Here is a 16,026-nt window from a genome sequence, read left to right as displayed (position 1 = left end):
TAGATGAAAAAAGTGACTACCGTCTGCCCCTATTGCGGTGCAGGCTGCAAACTGAAACTGGTCGTCGAGAACAACAGAATTCTGCGTGCCGAAGCGGCCGATGGTGTGACCAACCAGAACGAATTGTGTCTGAAAGGCTACTATGGCTGGGACTTCCTCAACGACACCAAACTGCTCACGCCACGTCTGACGCAGCCGATGATCCGTTATCAGAAAGGGGGCAAACTCCAGCCCGTTAGTTGGGAGGAAGCTATCCGCTACACGGCCAAACGCCTTGGCGAGATTAAGCAGCAGTTCGGGCCGCGCGCCATTATGACCACCGGTTCCTCACGCGGCACCGGTAACGAAACCAACTATGTGATGCAAAAATTCGCCCGTGGCGTGCTGAACACCAATAACGTCGATTGCTGCGCACGCGTGTGCCACGGTCCCTCCGTCGCCGGGCTACAGGTGACGCTGGGGAACGGCGCGATGAGCAACTCCATCGGTGATATCGAAAACTCCAAATGCCTGCTGGTAGTGGGCTATAACTGTGCCGACTCTCACCCCATCGTGGCGCGCCGCGTGATCAAAGCCAAAAGTAATGGCGCGAAGATCATCGTCTGCGACCCACGCCGCATCGAAACCGCCCGTATTGCCGATCAACATTTGCAAATCAAAAACGGCTGCAATATGGCGCTGGTTAACGCCTTTGGTTACGTATTGCTGGATGAGCAACTTTACGACAAGGAGTATGTCGCTAAATACACCGAGGGGCTGGATGCCTATCGCGACACCGTTAAAGGTTACGCCCCGGAAGATGTCGAGCATTTGACCGGTATCCCGGCTCAACAGATTCGCCAGGCAATGCGCACCTACGCCGCAGCACCTTCCGCCACCATTATGTGGGGCATGGGGGTGACGCAGTTTGGTCAGGCGGTGGATGTGGTGAAAGGCTTGTCCAGCCTGGCGCTGCTGACCGGTAATCTGGGCCGCGAACATGTCGGCGTCGGGCCGGTGCGCGGTCAGAACAACGTGCAGGGTGCCTGCGATATGGGCGTTATCCCCAACCAGTTTCCCGGCTACCAGGACGTGGTTGATCCGGCGGTGCGAGCGAAATTCGCCAGCGCATGGGGCATTGATCCGGCAGTGATGGACGACAAAGTTGGCGTGCGCATCACAGAAGTGCCGCATCTGGCGCTGGAAGGCGAGATGAAGGCTTACTACATCATGGGGGAAGATCCGCTCCAGACCGAGGCGGATTTAGGCCTGGTGCGTCAGGGTTTTGAAGCGCTCGACTTCGTGGTGGTGCAGGACATCTTTATGACCAAAACCGCCGAAGTGGCCGACGTGCTGCTGCCCGCCACCTCATGGGGTGAACACGGCGGCGTGTTTACCTGTGCCGACCGGGGTTTCCAGCGCTTTGAGAAAGCCATCGAACCGCAATACAACGTCAAACGTGACTGGGAAATCATCAGCCTGATCGCCACCGAAATGGGCTACCCGATGCATTACGACAATAACCAGCAGATCTGGGATGAGCTGCGCGATCTGTGCCCGCTGTTCTATGGCGTAACCTACGAAAAAATGGGCGAGATGGGACACGTTCAGTGGCCTTGCCCGACGCTGGAGCATCCCGGCACCCCTTATCTCTACAAAGGGAATAAGTTTGATACCCCAACCGGTAAGGGGCAGTTGTTCGCCGCTGAGTGGCGCGCCCCGGCGGAAGTGCCGGATAAAGACTACCCGCTGGTGCTTTGCACCGTGCGTGAAGTAGGGCACTACTCCTGTCGATCCATGACCGGTAACTGCGCGGCGCTGCAAACCCTCGCCGACGAACCCGGTTATATGCAAATCAACCCGCTGGATGCCGAAGCATTGGGGATAAAAGACCAGCAACTGGTGTGGGTCAGCTCACGACGCGGCAAAGTGATCAGCCGCGCCGACGTCAATGAACGCATCAATAAGGGTTCGGTGTATATGACTTATCAATGGTGGATTGGTGCCTGTAATGAGCTGACTCAGGACAATCTTGATCCGATTTCCAAAACACCGGAAACCAAATATTGCGCGGTCAACGTCAGCGCGATTGAGGATCAGGCGTGGGCTGAACTCTATGCGCAGACCACCTATAACCAGATGAAAGCGCGACTGCGCGAAGCGGCAGAAGCGTAAAAATACGTCGCGGCGTGATAAATCGTGCCGCGACGGTATAAAATCCTATGAATAACAACGGCATCACATTACGTATTCGCGGCAAGGTCCAGGGCGTCGGTTTTCGCCCCTGGGTCTGGCAACTGGCACAACAACTCCAGCTCAAAGGCGACGTCTGCAACGACGGCGCGGGCGTGTTGGTGCGTCTGACCAGCCCGGCAACAACGTTACTGGCGGCGCTGCATCAGCACTGCCCGCCGCTGGCGCGAATTGATAGCATTGAACAACAGACAATGTGCTGGATAAGCCTGCCGGAGAGTTTCACCATTCGTCACAGTGACGAGGGTGCCATGACCACACAAATCGTCCCCGATGCCGCAACGTGTCCCGCCTGTCTGCGCGAACTGCATGATCCCACGGACCGACGTTACCGCTACCCCTTTATTAACTGTACCCACTGCGGTCCACGCTACACCATTATCCACGCCATACCTTACGATCGTCCCGCCACGGTAATGGCCGCGTTTCCCCTGTGCCCGGCCTGTGAACGGGAGTACCGCAACCCGCTGGACCGCCGTTTTCATGCTCAACCGCTGGCCTGCGCGGATTGCGGCCCGCAGATCATCTGGCACCACAACGGGCAACGGTGTAAGGGAGATTCGGCACTGCAACAGGCCGTGACGCTGCTGAAAAAAGGCGGGATTGTCGCCATTAAAGGACTGGGTGGGTTTCATCTGGCGGTGGATGCCCGCAACTCGCTGGCGGTGCAGCGCCTGCGGCAGCGTAAGCAGCGGCCAGCAAAACCTTTTGCTGTGATGATACCGGATACGCTGGGCTTACCGGATTCGGCCACCGTGTTCCTCACCTCACCAGCCGCGCCGATTGTGCTGGTCGACCGTCACCTGTTAAGCGGGTTAAGCGCCGGGATTGCGCCAGGTCTGAATGAAATCGGTGTGATGCTGGCGGCCAATCCTCTCCAGCATCTGTTGATGGCGGATTTTGGCGGCCCACTGGTGATGACATCCGGCAATCTGAACGGTTTGCCCCCTGCAATTGAGAATGATCGCGCGCTGGCGGAGCTGGCGGGGATTGCCGATGGCTGGCTGCTGCATAATCGCCCGATCCTGCAACGCATGGATGATTCTGTGATGCGCGCCAGCGGTGAAATGTTACGACGCTCGCGTGGGTTTGTGCCCGATGCCCTGCCGCTACCGCCCGGTTTCAACCAACTGCCACCGATACTGGCACTCGGCGGCGATCTGAAAAATACCTTCTGTCTGGTGCGTGACGATCAGGCGGTGCTCAGCCAGTACTTTGGCGATTTAGCGCAAAGCGGCGTCGAAACCCAGTGGCGTCAGGCATTGCAGCTGATGTGCGAGATCTACCACTTTACGCCACAGCAGATTGCGGTTGATGCGCATCCGGCCTGGCGTAGCGCACAACTGGGGCGTGAGATGGCGCTGCCGCTCTCAGAAATATTGCATCATCACGCTCACGCTGCCGCCTGCCTTGCCGAACATCACTGGCCGCTGGAGGGTGGCAAGGTGCTGGCGTTGGCCCTTGATGGTATTGGCTATGGCGCTGACGGTCAGCTCTGGGGGGGTGAATGCCTGCGGGTGGACTACCGGGAATGTACGCACCTCGGCGGTCTGCCACCCGTGGCGCTTCCGGGTGGCGATCTGGCAGCGCGGCAGCCCTGGCGTAATTTGCTGGCACAATGCGAAGCCTTTGTGCCGCACTGGCAACACTATGCGGAAACGGCGGTGGTTCGTGCCCAGCCCTGGCAGCCGTTGGCGCGGGCGATCACCCGCGGGGTCAATGCCCCGCTCGCCTCCTCCTGTGGTCGCCTGTTTGATGCCGTGGCAGCCGCCCTGGGCTTCGCGCCCCTCCAGCAAAGTTATGAAGGCGAAGCCGCCTGCCTGCTGGAGACAATGGCCATCGACCACGGTCCTTGCCCGCATCCCGTGACGTTGCCGCTGGTGCAGGGATGTCCCGATATGGCTACCTTCTGGCAGCAATGGCTGGGATGGCAGGCCAGCGCCCCGGCGCGTGCGTGGGCGTTTCATGATGCCCTGGCTCAGGGGCTGGCCGAGTTGGTTCGTCAGCATGCCAGTCATTTGGGCATTTCCACCCTCGTTTGCTGTGGCGGGGTGATGCATAACCGTCTGCTACGTGAACGCCTGCGCTGGTGGCTTTCTGATCTGGAGATTCTGTTTCCGACACAGTTGCCTGCGGGCGACGGTGCGCTTTCATTCGGCCAGGCATTGATTGCCGCCGCGCGTCTTATACCTCATACACAAGGAAAAAATGATGTTGTTGCGTGTTCTTCGTGAAACCCCGCGCGCTGGCGCTTTATTGGGCGCGCTGGTGGCCGCGAATTTTGCCGCCTGGATTTGGGCATTGGTGGTGTTCCAGCAAAGCACCGCATTGATGGCAACCTGCCTGCTGGCATGGTGTTATGGACTGCGCCATGCGGTTGATGCCGACCATATCGCTGCCATCGATATTGTCACGCGTAAAATGATGCAGCAGGGAAAACGTCCGACAACTATTGGCGCCTGGTTTTCCCTGGGTCACTCAACCATCGTTATTCTGGCATCGATTGCCATCGCCGCCACTGCCGCCGCTTTCCAGAAAAATATGGCCTGGTTCCTTGAGGTGGGAGGCGTGATCGGCACCGCAGTGTCGGCCTGTTTCCTGCTGGCGATGGGGCTGGTTAATCTGGTGATTCTGCGCAGTGTCTGGCGTAACTTCCGCCAGTGGAAACGCGGCGAGCCGCTCACCGCCGACGCGCTGGAAAGCAGCGGGGGTGGCCTGATGAGCCGCTTATTCAACACCACCTTTAAGCTGGTGAATAAAAGCTGGCATATGTACCTGGTCGGTTTTCTATTTGGCTTAGGCTTCGATACCGCCACAGAAATTGGCGTGCTGGGTCTTTCGGCCGCTACCGCCTCTTACGGCATCTCAATGTGGTCGATCCTTATCTTTCCGGTGATGTTTGCCAGCGCCATGATGCTGGTGGATACCCTCGATAACCTGGTGATGCTCAATGCCTATGGTTGGGCGTTTAATAAACCGCAGCGCAAACTGTATTACAACATGACCATTACCGGCACGTCGGTGGTGGTGGCGCTGTTTATCGGTGGCGTGGAGGCACTGGGGCTATTGATCGACAAACTCGGATTACAGGGTGGTATCTGGCCGTGGATTGGCAAACTGAGTGACAACCTGGGTAATGCGGGCTTTGTGGTGGTTGGGTTGTTTGTCGTGTGTTGGGGCATTTCGATGCTTAATTACCGCTTGAGGAACTATGACGCGTTGTAATCAGTTAACGGTTTGATCCCTCTGCTTTCGGGCAGCCAACGAAGTAACAATTTGTTAGCTGCCATGTTCATCTATTACTAACCCTTATCTTTCCCCCTCATTTTTTGACAAAAAATGCATTTTTTCCCCTGCTGTAGCCCGCTTTTGCAGAAAGCCCTTACATTTAACATTTGTAAAATGTTAATGATACAAAGTCGCAACATAAAAATTGACTGCTTGTTTCAATGTCCTGAAAAACCACCTTTGTTTCAAATTTGTTCAACTTAATTAGGAAGCAATATGAAAAAAAGAGCCAAAACACTGCCGGGGGTGACACGACGGCAGGTGTTGACGTGGACAACGTTGGGTGTCGCTGCCACGGTGACACAAGCGGCTGATGCCGTGTCTCTCAAAGGTACACCGGGCTGGACGCCCTTTTCTGACAATCCTCCCGAATCATTCGATCAACAAGGCTGGCTGTTCTTTACCCCTGAAGAAGCACAAACCCTGGAAGCGATCGTTGACCGTCTGATCCCTGCCGATGAACTCAGTATCGGTGGCAAAGAAGCCGGCTGTGCCGTGTTTATTGATCGCCAACTGCACGGTTTTTACGGGACATTTGAACGGCTGTACATGCAAGGCCCATTTCACCAGGGCACACCGCAACAAGGTGACCAGTCTCCGCTGATACCACAACAACGTTATCGCCAGGGCATCGCAGCGCTCAACCGCTACGTGCAACAGAGCGCACAAAAGAACTTCGCCGACCTTCCACCGGAGCAGCAGGACCATTTGTTGCAGGCAATGGAGGCAGGCAAGGTGCATTTCGACGGCTACGATGCGCAATCCCTGTTTAACGATGTGCTGACTAACACTATGGAAGGCTTTTTTGCCGATCCGATTTATGGCGGCAACAAAGACATGGTTTCGTGGAAGATGCTGGGATTCCCTGGCGCGCGTTACGACTATCGCGACTATATCGATCGCCATAACGAGAATCTGGGATTAGAACCCATCAGCATGATGCAATGGAAAGCCAGGGGATAACAGCATGAAAAAATTACCAAAAACGGATGTCGTGGTCATTGGCCTCGGCTGGGCTGGGTCGATCATTGCGAAAGAACTGGCCGATGAAGGCCTCGAGGTGATCGGCATTGAACGTGGCCCCTGGCGCGATACCGCGCGTGACTTCAACGTCGCCACCGTGACTGACGAACTGCGCTATGTGATGCGCGAAGAACTGATGCTGCGCACCCGGCAAAATACCTGCACCATGCGTAACAATCCATCACAGACCGCACTGCCGATGCGCACCTGGGGATCATTCCACCCCGGTAACGGCACGGGTGGCGCAGGCAACCATTGGGCAGGCATCACCTTCCGTTTCCAGCCGGAGGAATTTCGCCTCAAAAGTCATCTGACCGAACGGTATGGCGCAAATGCCATCCCCGATGAACTGGTACTCCAGGACTGGGGGACAACCTGGGAGGAGATGGAGCCGCATTATATGCAGTTTGAGCGGGTGGCCGGTACATCGGGCTATGCCGCCAACCTCAATGGTGAAAAACGTGCTGGCGGTAACCCGTTTGAAGGTATGCGTTCTGGTAATTACCCCACGCCGCCACTGCGTCAGCCTTACGGCCCCACGCTGTTTGCCGAAGCCGCAAAGAATATGGGATATCAGCCTTTTCCGGTTCCCTCATCGTTGGTGTCAGAGGCCTATACCAATCCTTACGGCGTGACAATGGGTCCCTGTACTTTCTGCGGTTTCTGCACCAACTACGGTTGCGCCAACTATTCCAAAGCCAGTGCCATTACCACGGTACTTCCGGCGTTGATGCGTAAGGAAAATTTCACCGCTTACACCAACTGCGAGGTGCTGGAGGTGCTGACCGATTCATCCGGTAAGAAAGCCACCGGCGTGACCTATATCGACTCCTCTGGTGATAAGTGGGAACAACCCGCCGACCTGGTGATTGTCGCCGCGTTCACGTTTGAAAACGTGCGCCTGATGTTGCTGTCAAATATTGGCGAAGCCTACGATCCCGTCACAAATCGCGGCACCACTGGCCGCAATTACGCTTATCAGACAGCAAATGGCGTAACGTTGTTTTTCGACAACAAAAACTTCAATCCCTTTATCGGCGCAGGTGCCGTCGGCATGGGGATTGACGAGTTCAACAACGACAACTTCGACCATAGCGGCCTTGGCTTCCTCGGCGGAGGCAGTATTCGCGTCACGCCCATCGGTTCTGCGCCGATTGGTTACCGGCCAGTGCCGCCGAATACACCAAAATGGGGTTCCCAGTGGAAACGTGCGGTCAAAGATAACTACCTCAGCACCATGTCGATCGGATGTGAGGCGAGCAGTTACACCACGCGTACCAACTATCTGTCGCTCGACCCCAATTACAACGATCCCCACGGGCGTCCACTCCTGCGTATCACCTTTGACTTCGCGGAGAATGATCTGAAGATGGCGCAATACTGCACCGGTAAGGTGGCAGAAATTGCGCAATCAATGAATCCGCGCCAAATCGTCGCCAAACCGATGTCCGGCCACTGGAACAGCGTTCCCTACCAATCATCCCATGTGGTGGGCGGTTTCATTATGGGATCTAACCCCAGCACCAGTTCGGTGAACAAACATTTGCAGGTCTGGGATGTGCCCAATTTGTTTGTCGTCGGTGCATCGGCCTTCCCGCAAAACCCTGGCTATAACCCAACCGGTACTGTCGGTGCGCTGGCATTTAAAGCGGCTCACGCCATTCGTCATTACTATCTCAAACGCCCCGGGGAGATGATCACCGCATGAAAACGCTCACGTCTCTCTCACTCGCGGCGTTACTGGCTACGGCCAGCTTCGTTGCGCAGGCACAACCGGAATATGATCAAATCAGTCGTGGCAGCTACATCGCTACGCTCGGCGATTGCACAGCGTGCCACACCACCGATGCCAAACAGCCTTTCGCCGGGGGTGTAAAACTCCAGACGCCTTTTGGCACCCTGGTGGGTGCCAACATCACGCCGGACCCCGCAACCGGTATTGGCAACTGGAACTATGACGACTTTAAACGCGCCATGACGGCAGGCATCGGTCACGGAGGCAAACGGCTGTATGGTGCGATGCCGTTTACGGCTTACACCAAAATGTCCGATGCGGATCTGCGCGACCTGTGGGCCTGGATGCAAACATTGCAGCCGATTCACCATGAGGTAGAAACCAATCAACTGCCGTTCCCCTTCAACATTCGCAGCAGCCTGATGGTGTGGAACTGGATTAATTTCGACAAAGGAGAATTCCAACCCCATCCCGACAAATCAGCACAATGGAATCGCGGGGCGTATTTGGTTGAAGGCCCAGGCCACTGCGGCACCTGCCACACCCCCAAAAATCTGCTTGGTGGCGATAAAGGCGGCCAGTTTCTCACTGGCGAAGTGGTTGAAGGCTGGTATGCCCCCAACCTGACCAACAGCGACCATAGCGGGCTGGGGAAATGGACAACGGAAGACATCGTCAGCTACTTGCGTACCGGCGTCAACCGCTTCGACATCGCCTCCGGACCGATGGCCGATGCGGTCAGTCATTCAACACAACATTGGCGTGATGACGATCTTCAGGCCGTCGCGACCTATCTGAAAGGTGGAGATAAACAAAGCGAAAAAGTCCCGCAACCCTTGCCAGCCAGTGATGAGCGCATGCAACTTGGTGCGCAGATTTATGCGGCCAAATGTTCGGCCTGCCATAGCCCGGGTGGACGCGGCGAGCAAAATATCTTCCCGCAATTGAAAGATAACCCTTTGCTTAACCAGTCGGATGCAACGTCGTTGATTCGCGTGGTCGCAGCGGGCAGTCGTGGCGTAGACACCGACATCCGCCCGACTGCACCCGCTATGCCCTCTTTTGCTGGTGTGTTGGGTAACGACCAGATTGCAGCGGTGGTGACGTATATCCGCAACAGTTGGGGTAACGCCGCAGCACCGGTTGATGCCACGGCGGTTCAGAAAGTGAAAGACAACCTGCAATAACCTGTTTGGGTGGCAGGGAAGCCACCTCGTTCGCGGCAACATGACTGGCAAAATTGCGCCAAATCAATTCCCCTGCAAATCACGCGAAATTCTTCTGGTTGGTTTTCATCATCAGGATTAGCCTAAAGTTGCATTTAAAATACAACTTATAAAGGGCTATGATTATGTTCTGTGTGCAATGTGAGCAAACCATTCGAACCCCGGCAGCCAACGGCTGTTCGTACGCGCAAGGTATGTGTGGCAAAACTGCCGAAACCTCCGATTTACAGGATCTGCTGATCGCCACATTGCAGGGACTGTCTGCCTGGGCCGACAAAGCCCGTGCCTATGACCTGATCGATCACGACATCGACCATTTCGCCCCGCGCGCCTTTTTCTCTACCCTGACTAACGTTAACTTCGACTCCCTGCGTATTGTCAGCTACGCGCGTGAAGCCATCGCCAAACGTGAAGCCCTGAAGGCGGCCTGCCTGGCGATTGACCCGCGAGCATCTCTCGACCATCCGCTGGCGGATTTACAGTTGGTCAGTGACGATCTCGGCACATTGCAGCAACAAGCCGCCAGTTTCGCGCCCAATCGTGATAAGGCGCTGATTGGCGACAATATTCTCGGTCTGCGTCTGCTGTGCCTGTACGGCCTGAAAGGGGCGGCGGCCTATATGGAACACGCCCATGTACTGGGTCAGTATGACAACGCCCTTTACGCCACTTATCATCGCATCATGGCGTGGCTGGGCACCTGGCCTGCGGATATGGATGCCCTGCTGGCCTGTGCGATGGAAATCGGCCAAATGAATTTCAGCGTGATGCGTATTCTCGATAGCGGCGAAACCAACACCTATGGTCATCCCACGCCGACGCAAGTCAACGTCAAAGCCGTCGCTGGCAAATGTATCCTGATTTCCGGCCACGATCTCAAAGACTTATACAACCTGCTGCAACAAACCGAAGGCACTGGCGTTAACGTCTATACCCACGGTGAAATGTTGCCCGCGCACGGCTACCCGGAACTGCGCAAATTTAAGCATCTGGTCGGCAACTACGGCAGTGGCTGGCAGAACCAGCAGGTGGAATTCGCCCGCTTCCCTGGCCCGATTGTCATGACCTCCAACTGCATCATCGACCCGATGGTCGGTGCCTATGACGCGCGTATCTGGACACGTAGCATCGTCGGCTGGCCAGGCGTGAAGCATCTGGAAGGGGATGATTTCACCGCCGTGATCCAGCAGGCACAACAACTCAATGGCTTCCCGTATAGCGAGATTGAACATTTGATCACTGTCGGCTTCGGTCGTCAGACCTTAACCGGGGCGGCGGATACCTTGATCGACCTGGTCAGCCGGGAGAAATTGCGCCATGTATTCCTGGTGGGTGGCTGTGACGGTTCGCGTAGCGAACGGAGCTACTTCACCGATTTCGCCACCCAGGTACCGCACGACTGCCTGATTCTGACGCTGGCATGTGGCAAATATCGCTTCAACAAACTCGATTTTGGCGACATTGAAGGGCTGCCCAGATTGATCGATGCCGGCCAATGCAACGATGCCTACTCAGCGATCATTCTGGCGGTGACGCTGGCGGAAAAACTCGGTTGTGGCGTCAACGATCTGCCGCTGTCGCTGGTGCTGTCATGGTTCGAACAGAAGGCGATTGTCATTTTGCTGACGTTGTTATCGCTGGGCGTCACCAATATCGTCACTGGCCCGACGGCCCCGGCCTTCCTGACACCAGACCTGCTGGCCGTGTTGAACGAGAAATTTGGTCTGCGTCAGGTCACCACCGTTGCGCAGGATATGCAGCAGTTACTGAGCGCCTGAGGAGATCAACATGACCATGCCAACTCCGCAATGCCCGTGGCGTATGCAGGTGCATCACATCCACCAGGAAACACCAGATGTCTGGACGCTGTCGCTGTTGTGTCACGATTATTATCCTTATCGTGCCGGGCAATATGCGTTAGTCAGTATCGCCAACAGCTCGACCACCCTGCGTGCCTATACCCTCTCCTCCACACCCGGTGTCAGTGAATACATCACCCTCACCGTGCGTCGTATTACAGGCGGTGCTGGCTCGCAATGGCTTACCGGTGAAGTCAAACGCGGTGATTATCTGTGGCTCTCAGATGCTCAGGGGCACTTTACCTGTGACAATGAGGCGCAGGACAAGCTATTGCTGCTGGCTGCGGGTTGTGGCGTGACACCGATAATGTCGATGCGTCGCTGGCTGGCAAAGTACCGTCCGGCTGTCGATGTGCAGGTCATTTATAACGTACGTTCGCCGCAGGAGGTGATTTTTGCCGACGAATGGCGTGACTACGCGGTCACGCTGGTGGCAGAGCAGTCGGCCAGCGCCGGTTTTGTCTCTGGCCGCCTGAGCCACGCGCTATTAAATGAAGTCCCCGACCTCGCCGGACGCACGGTATTTTGCTGCGGCCCGGCACCCTATATGGCGTGGGCGGAAGAGGCGGTGAAACAAGGCGGCGTGACGCGTTTCTTTAAAGAACAATTCTTCACCCCGACAACATCGGTGGCGGCGGCGACCGAAGGGCTAAAATTCAGCAAACTCTCCGCCGGTAAGACCTTTTTCGCTCCGCAGGGCAGTTCGCTGCTCCAGGTGCTGGAGAGCAACAACGTGCCAATCATTGCAGCCTGCCGTGAGGGCGTGTGTGGCTGCTGTAAAACCCAGGTGCTGGCGGGCGAATATCACGTCAGCAGCACCGCGACCTTAACCCAACAAGAAATCGATGACGGTTTTGTGTTGGCGTGTTCGTGTCAGCCTGAAGGAGACATGGTGCTGGCCTGATCGACTGATACGTAGCGGCGCGATTTATCGCGCCGCTACCGTTGGCATTAATCCACCAGATCCTGCAACTCACTCGCGGTGACGCGACTCGACAATGCCGTAAGTTGACCAAATAGCGGGTCCCATTCCTGTATGTCCAGTTGCGCAATGAGATTTTCACGCGCAAAAGGATCAGCATTCACCAGCTTGCTCACTTCTTCACGGCTATCTGCGTTGAAAATCAAAAAACCAGCGCGTAGCGGGGTCTGCTTCAGCGGCCCTGAAGCGATAAGTTTCCCTTGTTTAATCAAGTCCTTCAGATAAACCACATGTTCCCGAACAAAGCTATTCCACTCGGGACCTGCCGGATGGTCCATTCTCACAATATAGATACTCATGATTCACCTCTGCTTATTTGCTGATTAAAAGCGAGTGTAATAAGTACTATGGATACTTAAAATGACCTGATATTGCGTTCTGAAACAACCAGGAGTTGTTAATGTTGGACAAAATCACCGGGATGCGCGTATTTGTCGCCACCGTACAACAGGGATCTTTTGTTGCTGCGGCGGAAAAGCTGGCTATGTCACCGCAGATGGTGGCCCGGCACATCGCTTCAATGGAAAAGCAGCTGGAAACACGTTTACTCACACGAACAACACGTCAGCAGAGTCTTACCCCGACTGGCAACCAATATTTCAAACGCTGCCTGACGATTTTACAGGCGATTGCCGATGCCGATAGTGAAGCCAGTGGCAGTGCTGAGGTTCCCAGCGGTACCTTGCGGTTGAATGCACCTGTCACCTTTGGACGCTACGCCCTGACTGACTTTCTCACTGATTTTCTGGCGCGCTATCCCCACATCAATATCGAACTCACGCTGTCGGACGACGTGATCAATCCGGCAGCGGAAGATTTTGATGCGGTGATCCGCATTGGTGAACTGGATAAAAACTTGCGACTGGCCGCGCGGCCATTAGCCGCCTATCGGCTTATTACCTGCGCTGCGCCAGAGTACCTGGCGAAACAGGGCTGGCCGCAACACCCCGCCGATCTGTCACATCATCAATGCCTGACATTCGCGCCCTGGCAGGCAGGATTGAGCGATTGCTGGCCGTTTATCAGCGAGGGATTACTTTATGACGTTGACGTTAATTCCCGGCTGAAGATTAACGATTGGGGCGCCTTGCTGGAGGCCGCGATCCGGGGAGCAGGCGTGGTCATGGGTTATGATAAAGCGCTGGCCTTGCCACTCAAACGGGGGCAATTGGTTGCTATTCTGGCTGACTACCCCTGCCCGGAACGGGCAATGCATCTGCTCTGGCAACCTGCGCGCGTCAACGAAACCCGTTACCGGGTGTTTATTGACGCGTTATGCGAATACTTTCACTGACTGCGAGATAAATCGCGCCGCTACCGGATATCGGTTCTCACCCCTGATATCCACACTGGCATGAAAGCGCCAACGCCGCTTCACGCATCTTTTCACCCAAACTTTCAACCAACCCCGCCCGGGCTTCGCTGCTGAGAAAACTGGTAGCGATGCCCGCAATCGCCTTGCCGGTATGATCGTAAATCGCTGCGCCAACGCAGGTCATCGCGGCGTGAATCTGACCATTATCAATCGAAAAATGGCGCGCGCGGATCGCGATCAACTCCTGACGCAACTCATCAAGGTTACTCACGCCGGCAGCGGTCATGGGCTGAGGGAAACCGTTCGCAAACAATGCCGCCAGCGCGTCGTCGGGCAGTTCGGAAAGCAACATCTTGCCGGTAGCGGTAAAAGGGGCAGGCAACCGCATACCAATACGGAACGTATGACCGAGGGGTTTTTCTGAATTTCGGCAACTGATGTAGACCACTTCATCGCGGTCGAGCACAGTCAGCGTGATGGTATAGCCAGCCAGCTCGCTGTCGCTGGCAAAGTATTCCCGGAACAGCGCCACGATATCCATCTGTGACAAAAAACCGTCTGCCCAGCGCATCAGATGCGGTCCGAGGCGGAACGCTCCATCGGCGGTCCTGACTAACAGCCCCAGTTCCGTCAGGACATTCAACTGCCCATGCGCGGTACTTTTTGGCAGGGCCAGTTGACGCGTGATATCCGCCGCGGAGAGTGCGCCACCCTGCGCGGCGACCAGATCAAGAATGGTCACCGCCCGACGCAGTGCAGGAACAGTATCAATATTTTTGCGCGTTTGATCGCTTTTTGTTACGGAATCCCCTGACATACTGCCCCCTGTCCAACGTTCACTATACAGATCTTAGTTCAATATATTGAACTAATCTTCAGGGGGAGTCGATGATCAAACTAAAAAACCCAACATTGCTACGCGACCGTTGTCTGGTAAATGGCGAATGGGTCAGCGGCAGTAAAGGTGAAGTGATAGAAGTAGATAATCCTGCCACCGGCAAAATTATTGCCACCGTACCTGCTCTCTCGGCATCCGATACGGAGAACGCAATCCATGCAGCACAAACGGCGTTCCGCAGTTGGAGCAAAATGGCGGCCAAAGATCGCACCGCCGTACTGCGCCGCTGGTTCACTCTGATGGTCGACAATGCCGACGACCTCGCGGCCCTGATGACCGCAGAACAAGGAAAACCGCTGGCGGAAGCTAAAGGCGAAGCGCTGTATGCCGCCTCCTTTGTCGAGTGGTTCGCCGAGGAAGCCAAACGTGTGTATGGCGAAACCATTCCGGCTCCGACCAATAACAAACGGATTGTGGTGATCAAACAGCCGATTGGCGTCTGTGCCGCCATCACCCCGTGGAATTTCCCGGCCGCGATGATCACCCGCAAAGCCGCGCCCGCCCTGGCCGCAGGTTGCACCATGATCGTCCGTCCCGCCGAAAAAACACCGCTGACCGCGTTGGCGCTGGCAGAACTGGCGCAACAGGCTGGCATGCCGGCCGGCGTGTTCCAGGTGATCACCGGCGATGCGCGTGAGCTGGGGGGCGTGCTTACCGCCAGCGATATCGTCACCAAACTCTCCTTTACCGGCTCGACCCAGGTTGGCCGCCTGTTGATGGCCCAGTGCGCACCGACCATCAAAAAGCTATCACTGGAGCTGGGGGGTAACGCCCCCTTTATTGTGTTTGAGGACGCCGACCTCGATGCCGCTGTCGAAGGGGCGCTCGCCTCCAAATACCGTAACGCCGGGCAGACCTGCGTCTGCTCCAACCGCCTTTATGTGCAGGACGCGGTTTACGACCAGTTTGCGGAAAAACTCGCAGCGCGAGTAGCGGCGCTGAAAGTGGGCGAAGGTCATCAACCGGAGGTGCTGATTGGGCCGCTGATCGATGGCAACGCCGTCAAAAAAGTCGAGGAGCATATCGCCGATGCGCTGGCAAAAGGGGCACGACTGGTGACCGGTGGTAAGACTCATGCCCTCGGCGGGACATTTTTCGAACCCACCGTGCTGGCGGAGGTCACCCAGCAGATGAAAATCGCCCGCGAGGAAACCTTCGGCCCGGTCGCCCCGCTGTTCCGCTTTCACAGCGAAGAAGAAGTGATTGCGATGGCGAACGATACCGAGTTTGGCCTTGCCGCCTATTTCTATACCGAAAATGTGCGCCGCACCTGGCGGGTAGCCGAAGCGCTGGAATACGGCATGGTCGGTCACAACACCGGACTGATCTCTAACGAGGTCGCACCGTTCGGTGGCGTCAAACAATCCGGCCTCGGCCGTGAAGGTTCCCATCACGGCATTGATGAGTATCTGGAAATCAAATACCTGTGCTCAGAAATCGCCTGATTCGAGCAGCCAACAAAGAGGAG

At 56.0% G+C, this 16,026-nt stretch carries 12 protein-coding genes; 10 read left to right on the top strand and 2 right to left on the bottom strand.

Translation table 11 applies throughout. From position 1 onward, the window contains the following. Positions 1 to 3 precede the first annotated feature (3 nt). From fdhF to hcr, 8 genes are all read left to right on the top strand, one after another. A complete protein-coding gene (gene fdhF / locus AC6I8N_RS20855; RefSeq protein WP_497831017.1) occupies positions 4 to 2,154 on the top strand; it encodes a formate dehydrogenase subunit alpha in 2,151 nt (716 codons plus the stop codon). A gap of 47 nt (positions 2,155 to 2,201) precedes the next feature. Beyond that, positions 2,202 to 4,466: a carbamoyltransferase HypF gene (gene hypF, locus AC6I8N_RS20850; RefSeq protein ID WP_497831016.1), complete on the top strand. Its 2,265-nt coding sequence runs from the start codon at positions 2,202 to 2,204 to the stop codon at positions 4,464 to 4,466. After that, entirely contained in the window at positions 4,444 to 5,457 is a 1,014-nt protein-coding gene (locus AC6I8N_RS20845) for a HoxN/HupN/NixA family nickel/cobalt transporter (protein ID WP_497831157.1), read from the top strand. Before hypF ends, AC6I8N_RS20845 begins: the two co-directional genes overlap by 23 nt. Before the next feature lie 279 nt (positions 5,458 to 5,736). Next, positions 5,737 to 6,483, top strand: a complete 747-nt coding sequence (locus tag AC6I8N_RS20840) for a gluconate 2-dehydrogenase subunit 3 family protein (RefSeq protein ID WP_497831015.1) — start codon at positions 5,737 to 5,739, stop codon at positions 6,481 to 6,483. 4 nt (positions 6,484 to 6,487) lie between these two features. Further along, positions 6,488 to 8,251 (top strand): GMC family oxidoreductase, encoded by a 1,764-nt coding sequence (locus tag AC6I8N_RS20835; protein ID WP_497831014.1) that lies wholly within the window; start codon positions 6,488 to 6,490, stop codon positions 8,249 to 8,251. Continuing rightward, entirely contained in the window at positions 8,248 to 9,465 is a 1,218-nt protein-coding gene (locus tag AC6I8N_RS20830; protein ID WP_497831013.1) for a c-type cytochrome, read from the top strand. Before AC6I8N_RS20835 ends, AC6I8N_RS20830 begins: the two co-directional genes overlap by 4 nt. 164 nt (positions 9,466 to 9,629) lie before the next feature. Further along, the gene (gene hcp / locus AC6I8N_RS20825) at positions 9,630 to 11,282 is read left to right on the top strand and encodes a hydroxylamine reductase (protein ID WP_497831012.1); all 1,653 of its coding nucleotides are present in this window, start codon (positions 9,630 to 9,632) and stop codon (positions 11,280 to 11,282) included. Positions 11,283 to 11,292: 10 nt separating this feature from the next. Continuing rightward, a complete protein-coding gene (gene hcr / locus AC6I8N_RS20820) occupies positions 11,293 to 12,267 on the top strand; it encodes an NADH oxidoreductase (RefSeq protein ID WP_497831011.1) in 975 nt (324 codons plus the stop codon). A gap of 47 nt (positions 12,268 to 12,314) precedes the next feature. Here hcr and AC6I8N_RS20815 read toward each other — a convergent pair whose 3' ends face one another. Further along, on the bottom strand, positions 12,315 to 12,644 hold the full coding sequence (locus AC6I8N_RS20815) for a YciI family protein (RefSeq protein ID WP_208725901.1): 330 nt from the start codon (positions 12,642 to 12,644) through the stop codon (positions 12,315 to 12,317). A 101-nt stretch (positions 12,645 to 12,745) separates the two neighbouring features. Here AC6I8N_RS20815 and AC6I8N_RS20810 point away from each other — a divergent pair, with 101 nt between their 5' ends. Beyond that, on the top strand, positions 12,746 to 13,639 hold the full coding sequence (locus AC6I8N_RS20810) for a LysR family transcriptional regulator (protein WP_497831010.1): 894 nt from the start codon (positions 12,746 to 12,748) through the stop codon (positions 13,637 to 13,639). Between the two features lie 37 nt (positions 13,640 to 13,676). Here the strand turns inward: AC6I8N_RS20810 and AC6I8N_RS20805 are convergent, their stop codons facing one another. Beyond that, positions 13,677 to 14,477 carry an IclR family transcriptional regulator gene (locus AC6I8N_RS20805; protein ID WP_497831009.1) on the bottom strand — a complete coding sequence of 267 codons (801 nt, stop codon included), beginning with the start codon at positions 14,475 to 14,477 and terminating at the stop codon, positions 13,677 to 13,679. Between the two features lie 71 nt (positions 14,478 to 14,548). On the opposite strand from AC6I8N_RS20805, the gene AC6I8N_RS20800 reads away from it, so the two are divergent. After that, a complete protein-coding gene (locus tag AC6I8N_RS20800; protein ID WP_497831008.1) occupies positions 14,549 to 16,003 on the top strand; it encodes an NAD-dependent succinate-semialdehyde dehydrogenase in 1,455 nt (484 codons plus the stop codon). Positions 16,004 to 16,026 lie beyond the last annotated feature (23 nt).

Source organism: Pantoea sp. X-Soil-TKNS-1279 (genome assembly GCF_059730565.1).
Note: the sequence above shows the minus strand (reverse complement) of the source record. Positions and strands in the feature narration are given on the sequence as shown.

Excerpts from the sequence above, each read along its gene's own strand:
- fdhF (WP_497831017.1), top strand. The coding sequence starts at position 4 with ATGAAAAAAGTGACTACCGTCTGCCCCTATTGCGGTGCAGGCTGCAAA.
- hypF (WP_497831016.1), top strand. The coding sequence starts at position 2,202 with ATGAATAACAACGGCATCACATTACGTATTCGCGGCAAGGTCCAGGGC.
- AC6I8N_RS20845 (WP_497831157.1), top strand. The coding sequence starts at position 4,444 with ATGTTGTTGCGTGTTCTTCGTGAAACCCCGCGCGCTGGCGCTTTATTG.
- AC6I8N_RS20840 (WP_497831015.1), top strand. The coding sequence starts at position 5,737 with ATGAAAAAAAGAGCCAAAACACTGCCGGGGGTGACACGACGGCAGGTG.
- AC6I8N_RS20835 (WP_497831014.1), top strand. The coding sequence starts at position 6,488 with ATGAAAAAATTACCAAAAACGGATGTCGTGGTCATTGGCCTCGGCTGG.
- AC6I8N_RS20830 (WP_497831013.1), top strand. The coding sequence starts at position 8,248 with ATGAAAACGCTCACGTCTCTCTCACTCGCGGCGTTACTGGCTACGGCC.
- hcp (WP_497831012.1), top strand. The coding sequence starts at position 9,630 with ATGTTCTGTGTGCAATGTGAGCAAACCATTCGAACCCCGGCAGCCAAC.
- hcr (WP_497831011.1), top strand. The coding sequence starts at position 11,293 with ATGACCATGCCAACTCCGCAATGCCCGTGGCGTATGCAGGTGCATCAC.
- AC6I8N_RS20815 (WP_208725901.1), bottom strand. The coding sequence starts at position 12,644 with ATGAGTATCTATATTGTGAGAATGGACCATCCGGCAGGTCCCGAGTGG.
- AC6I8N_RS20810 (WP_497831010.1), top strand. The coding sequence starts at position 12,746 with ATGTTGGACAAAATCACCGGGATGCGCGTATTTGTCGCCACCGTACAA.
- AC6I8N_RS20805 (WP_497831009.1), bottom strand. The coding sequence starts at position 14,477 with ATGTCAGGGGATTCCGTAACAAAAAGCGATCAAACGCGCAAAAATATT.
- AC6I8N_RS20800 (WP_497831008.1), top strand. The coding sequence starts at position 14,549 with ATGATCAAACTAAAAAACCCAACATTGCTACGCGACCGTTGTCTGGTA.